The sequence below is a fragment of the Rhodococcus sp. A14 genome, from assembly GCF_011603105.1.
GTDB lineage: Bacteria > Actinomycetota > Actinomycetes > Mycobacteriales > Mycobacteriaceae > Rhodococcus_F > Rhodococcus_F opacus.
Genome location: NZ_JAAOQS010000205.1, coordinates 1 through 5397 on the forward strand (window position 1 = coordinate 1; position 5397 = coordinate 5397).

Sequence of the window (5397 nt, forward strand, 5' to 3'; positions counted from 1 at the left end):
GGCTTCCGCGAACTCGCCGGCCGCACCGCGACAACCCCACACCACCCGACCACTCCCACCAGCCAGGAGCATGACCAATAGTCGCCACCAACAGCAGGAACGGCGCCTGGCCGTTAGTTCAGAGAAGGAATCCAGGGCCGATACTTCCGGCGGTGCCCGGCCCGGTAGGTCGCCTTGAGCTCGGCGACCGCGCGGCGGGTGGTGCGGTCGGTGCCGTCGAAGCCCATCGCGGTGAGCTTGTCGTGCACCACGTCCGCCCGGATCCGGCCCTGTGAGGCCTCCACCAGCTCCTCGATCTTCCCGAGGAAGGGGTCGATCGAGCGTGCGCGGCGCGCACGCTCGGCCGGGTCACTGCCGGCGTCGCGGAGCTCGACATACCGGGCCACCGTCTTCTCGTCGCACCCGACCAGCTGCGCCGCCGAATGCGCACACTGAGTCAGGTCGTAGGCTTCCAAGATCTCCATCACTTCCCTGGCACACTTGGTCATGGGGTTCCTTCGGTCGGTTGGTTTGCGCGGCAAACCAAGCCAACTCGGGCGAAGGAACCCCGCCCGGTATTTACGCCAGCGTGTCAATCAGCTGTTTCGTGACCGCCGACCCGGAATTCTCGTGTCCACTGATCCGGAGAAACCGTGTCCGCCCAACCGGAGCGAACTGACCGCCTACAAGGAGTCTGACGTGTCCGTTGGCACACCGGGTGACCGGCGCGGCTGTGCGGGTGGACCGAGGGGAACAGCGGCGGCTGGGATGGAGGTGACCACCTGGGTCGGGGGCGGCGGCATCGTGCGTGGGTTCGCGAGGCTCGCGCGCATCTGGGTGGCGGTGGCGAACCGTTGCTGGGGTCGGGGCTGAGGGCGCGCTCGATCACGGTGGTCAGTGTCGGGGCGAGGTCGGGGCGTACCGCGGTGAGCGGCTCGTGGTGTCCGTGGACGATCGCGTGGGCCAGCGACAGGATTGTGTCCCCGGTGTAGGGGCGGTGGCCGGCGAGGGCTTCGTAGCCGACGACACCGACGGCGTAGAGGTCATCGGTTACCGAGGCAGGTTTCCCTGTGATGCGGTCGGGGCTCAGGTAGGCGACGGTGCCGAGGACCTCTCCAGCGGTGGTGTGGTCGGTGTCGGCGCTCTTGGCGATGCCGAAGTCGGTGACCTTTACGGTTCCGTCGGCGTCGAACAGGATGTTGCACGGTTTGATGTCCCGGTGCAGGATTCCCGCCGCGTGTGCGGCCCCCAGGGCGTCGAGGGTCTGGGTGAGGATCGTCCGGGCTCGCGGGGCGGGGAGCGGGCCGGCGAGGAGGTCGTCGAGCAGGGTCCGCCCGGGCAGGCGTTCCATCACGATGTACGGGGCGCCGTGGTCGTCGCCGCTGTCGTGTACGGCGACGACGTTCGGGTGGTTCAGCGTCGCGGCGAGGCGCGCCTCGGACTCGAAACGCCGCCGGGTCTGCGGTTCTGAGGCCATCTCCGGGCGCAGCACCTTCACCGCGACAGCCCGGGCCAGGCGATGATCCCACCCGTCGTACACGTCGGCCATTCCGCCGCGGCCCAGCACCTCACGCAGCTCATACCGACCTGCGAGAACCACCGACCCGGGCATACGTTCACGCTAATGGGCGCGGCCACCGCCCGGTAACCGCGCCGCCACCTACCGGCATTTGCCCGTTGGCCACGCCACACGCTGTGGGCACCCAGGGCCACCGAGTGCTCGCGACCGGTTCGTCTTCCGTGTGGGATCGGTGAGAGGCGGGCACGCGAGGGGCATGAGCACAATCACCGAAGAAGTGGACGTCGATGTTCCGGTCCGGGTCGCCTGCGACCACTCGCTGGTCGGTATCGAACTGCTCACCATCGACGCCCGCATCGTGGTCGCCAGCGTCGATACCTACCTGCGGTTCGCCGAGGCGGCGAATCGGCTGGCGATCGGCAGCGAACCGAAGGGCCTGTCCGACCTCGTGTCCGATGTCAAGGGCAGCGGCAGCACGAAGTCCAAGACCAAGGGCGTCCTCGAGGGCGTGGGGGAGACGCTCGGTGAGCTGCTCGGCGGATCCGCGAGCGAACGCGAACCGGCACCGCGTCGGAGGCGGAAATGACCTCGACCGACGATACCCACGACACCGAGGTCACCGACATCGACGAGGGCGCTGCGGCAGCCGTGATCTACGTGTACGCCATCGTGCCCGCGGACGTGCAACCGGAAGAGGACGCCACCGGCATTCACGACGCCCCGATCGGGATCGTCACCCATGGTGACACCGCGGCGTTGGTCAGCGAGATCGACCCGGACGACCGGCTCGGCACCCCCGCGGACCTGCAGGCCCACGCCCGCATCCTCGATGGCACCTCACACGTCGCCCCGGTGCTGCCGCTGCGGTTCGGTGCCGTCGTGTCCGACCGCGACGCCGTTGTCAACGAACTGCTCGCCGAACATCACGACGAGTTCGCCTCCGCCACTCGGCGAACTCGAGGGCTTCGCCCAGTGCATGATCAAGGGCCGCTACGTCGAGGAGAGCATCGTGCGGGAGATCGTCGACGAGAGTCCGAAGGCGTCCGCACTGCTCGAGTCGATCCGGGGCCAGCCCGAGGAGCGCACCCGCGATGCCCGGATTGCTCTGGGCGAGCTCATCGGCCACAGCCTCGAGGCCAAGCGGGAGATGGACACCCGTATCACTCTCGAGGCGTTGTCACCGCTGACCGACACCGTCACCGTCTGCGAACCCACCCACGACGAGGATGCAGTCCAGATCGCGATTCTCCTCGAGGTCGACCGGCAAGACGAACTCGAGCAGACGGTCGGAGACCTGGCCGCGCGTTGGGACAACCGGGTCACCATGCGCATCCTCGGCCCCATGGCCCCCTACGACTTTGTGGTGAGACCAAAGCCGGAGGACTGACGAAAGATCTCCGGCGTGCAGGATCCGAAGAGTCTGTGTTCACCTCCTTTGTCCATGCTGCGGCCGGGAATTTCCGAGACCGATCACTCTCGTGCACGGTCAGATGAATATGCAGACACGGGACCCTCGGATATCCGATGTTGGCAAAATCACGAGTACACATTACGAGGCCCACACTCTCGAACCACGCTTCGCGCAAGGCTATTCCGTGTTCGGCCGGCCCGATTCGGCGTGGCAATTTCGACTCGACTGCGCGCCCGCCGACCGAGCATCCCCGCAGACCGAGCCTCACCTCACGGCCGAGGATGGCGGTCGGGACTGGGGGACCGGGCCGGTGATCGTGCTGATCAGGGCGGTGGCCCGGCTGCCCCTGGTGAGCCGGGCCACTGCGGCCTGATTACTCGGTCGGTCAGCTCGGTCCGATGCCGCCGCCGAAGGCGGCGCTCAGCCACCTACCTCTAACGCGAGGGTGAAGTCGATTCCTGCAGAACCCATAAGAATTCACGCCTTTCCTCGTGATGAATCCACGGGATCGTCGATCCCCGCTTGCGATGCCTATCGCGCTCGGGGCCGAGGAGCGTTTCGCGAAAAGCGAATTTCTCACATTATGAAAATTGACAACCGCCCATAATGTTGCTGGGCAATCGATTTAGGAAATGGGGGTGACGTCAAATTCGGTGCATGTGCTTCTCGTATATTTGCGTGATCCACGACGTTACGACGGTCGGGGCCGCGCGCGGCCGAGGTCGGGGTGGGCGAGCACTCGACCTCGGTCGCTCGCGACGGGGCGCCCCGCCGGCCGAAGGGGTTCGGCGGCCGGAGCGGGGCTGGATGCCCGGTCCGCCTTCGCGGCGCGGGCAGCGTACTCAGCGGGTACCCACAGACAACCGCGGTACGCGGGTATCCCGAGGGCCGGCAGACCCCACGGTCATTCGGTGCGGTCCTGTCCGATCGTGACGCGGTGACGAAACGAACTGCTCGCCGAATACGACGGCGAGTTCGCCTCCGCCCTCCCGGAACTCGAGGCTTCGCGCAGATTGAGCGTCGCGGTCCCGGGGTAGTCGGCGGGAACGAAGGCACCACCCACCGACCACGGCCCCCATCCTTTTCGCCGACGCCGGCGCCGAGGTGCACCACATCTTCTCGACAACAAGGGGTTGGGCGATGACAAGCAAGGGTCAGGTGGCCATGGCCGTGGGTGCCGGTTACATGCTGGGCCGTACGCGAGTTGACCACGCGTCGAAACCGACACGCTCGCCACCAACCCAGATCGACCGGGCCCACAGAGGCGGCGCCCACGACGACGGTCCTGGACGCCGCCTCGCCCTGCGTCCTTGACAAACCGGCGTACATATCAGGTCGCTGCACACGCCACCTCGACCGATGAAGGAACTCAGCAGCGTAAACGTTCGTGGTTGGCCCGGCGATCCGGGCTCGGAGCATTCGCGGTGCGGTCCGCAGGAGTTCCTGGCGCGGCACTGGCGACGGCCTACGCGGTAGCCGCCGGTTGATTGATTACAGAGCTGGACGATCAGAACCGGGTCTTCCTCCCATTCCAGCACGGACTTGCTGATCGCCGCCCGCACGGTAGAACCGCCACGGTGCGTGAGGGTCACGACCTTGCCCGCCGAGTGCCGCAGATCCTCCGCAGCCGGCCACGGGGGGGGACACTGTCGGGACCGGATCGTGTATCGAACGCCCCGAAAGCGCATCATGCGGATAGCCCAGCATGTCCTCGAATGCCCAATTGACGTGCACGACGTGACCGTCCCGGTGGAGGGGAAGCACCGGGACCGGGAGCCGGGCCAGCAGCACCAACGCGGGAGTCCTTCGAGGAAACCCAGTGCGGTTGTAGGGTCTCGCTCCCAGTGGCATTTTCAGACGCTGTGACCTGCGTATCTATTACTTCTCTCACGGCACGGCACCGCAGTCAGTCTCAATTCCCTGGCATTTCTTCAGCAATCACAGAGCGGGCCGGCCGTGCCGATGCCCGTGCGGGCATCGGGTGCGACAGGCAAGGATGATCTGCGATGCTGATCAGAACACTGCGGAGGACATGAAGAGGCTGGAGATGACGGAGGCCCCGAGCAACGGCTCCACATCAGGTGATGAAGCGATGACCGTTCGTGCCGCCGCGATCCGGGCCGCGGCTATCCGCGAAGTACCTAAGCACGGACGGCTGCTGAAATCGGCCAGGGATGGTCGCATCCTCAGCGCGCTTATGCTCCGGATCTTCGCTATCTCCACACCCCATGGGCACGGGGTGCTCACGACGACCGGTCGCAAGAGTGGCAAGGAGCGACGGAACTACGTTCGCGCGATCCGGTGCCACGACAAGGTGTACGTCGTGATGCTCCGCCCTCCCGCATTGGCAATCGAGAGGCCCCTAGGAGCGTGGGTCGGTAACACGCCGGGCGGGGTGTTCGGGTGATGGTCGGGTATGCGAGATGATGGGGCGTGCCTGATGATCTCGATGATGGTGGGTTGTTCGAGGTAGACCCTGTGCAGCGGG

The 5397-nt window shown here is 66.3% G+C and carries 4 protein-coding genes and 3 pseudogenes; 3 read left to right on the forward strand and 4 right to left on the reverse strand.

What is annotated here, in order from left to right:
- Window positions 1–128 precede the first annotated feature (128 nt).
- Window positions 129–488, reverse strand: a pseudogene (locus G9373_RS44430) (IS21 family transposase); the annotation flags it as partial.
- 204 nt (window positions 489–692) lie between these two features.
- Window positions 693–1591, reverse strand: a pseudogene (locus G9373_RS44435) (serine/threonine-protein kinase); the annotation flags it as partial.
- Window positions 1592–1754: 163 nt separating this feature from the next.
- On the opposite strand from G9373_RS44435, the gene G9373_RS44440 reads away from it, so the two are divergent.
- A complete protein-coding gene (locus tag G9373_RS44440) occupies window positions 1755–2084 on the forward strand; it encodes a hypothetical protein (RefSeq protein WP_005574026.1) in 330 nt (109 codons plus the stop codon).
- Window positions 2081–2885 (forward strand): annotated as a pseudogene (locus G9373_RS44445) (GvpL/GvpF family gas vesicle protein). The gene G9373_RS44440 and the pseudogene G9373_RS44445 overlap by 4 nt, the downstream one beginning before the upstream one ends.
- Before the next feature lie 928 nt (window positions 2886–3813).
- Here G9373_RS44445 and G9373_RS44450 read toward each other — a convergent pair.
- Window positions 3814–3972: a hypothetical protein gene (locus G9373_RS44450; RefSeq protein WP_155756124.1), complete on the reverse strand. Its 159-nt coding sequence runs from the start codon at window positions 3970–3972 to the stop codon at window positions 3814–3816.
- A 428-nt stretch (window positions 3973–4400) separates the two neighbouring features.
- Window positions 4401–4760 carry a PAS domain-containing protein gene (locus G9373_RS47485; RefSeq protein WP_167121167.1) on the reverse strand — a complete coding sequence of 120 codons (360 nt, stop codon included), beginning with the start codon at window positions 4758–4760 and terminating at the stop codon, window positions 4401–4403.
- 181 nt (window positions 4761–4941) lie between these two features.
- Between G9373_RS47485 and G9373_RS44460 the strand changes: the two genes are divergently transcribed.
- Complete coding sequence (locus G9373_RS44460) at window positions 4942–5316, forward strand: hypothetical protein (RefSeq protein ID WP_240961135.1); 375 nt, start codon at window positions 4942–4944, stop codon at window positions 5314–5316.
- Window positions 5317–5397 lie beyond the last annotated feature (81 nt).

Coding starts and splice junctions, on each gene's coding strand:
- G9373_RS44460 (WP_240961135.1), top strand. CDS start 4,942: ATGAAGAGGCTGGAGATGACGGAGGCCCCGAGCAACGGCTCCACATCA.
- G9373_RS44440 (WP_005574026.1), top strand. CDS start 1,755: ATGAGCACAATCACCGAAGAAGTGGACGTCGATGTTCCGGTCCGGGTC.
- G9373_RS47485 (WP_167121167.1), bottom strand. CDS start 4,760: ATGCCACTGGGAGCGAGACCCTACAACCGCACTGGGTTTCCTCGAAGG.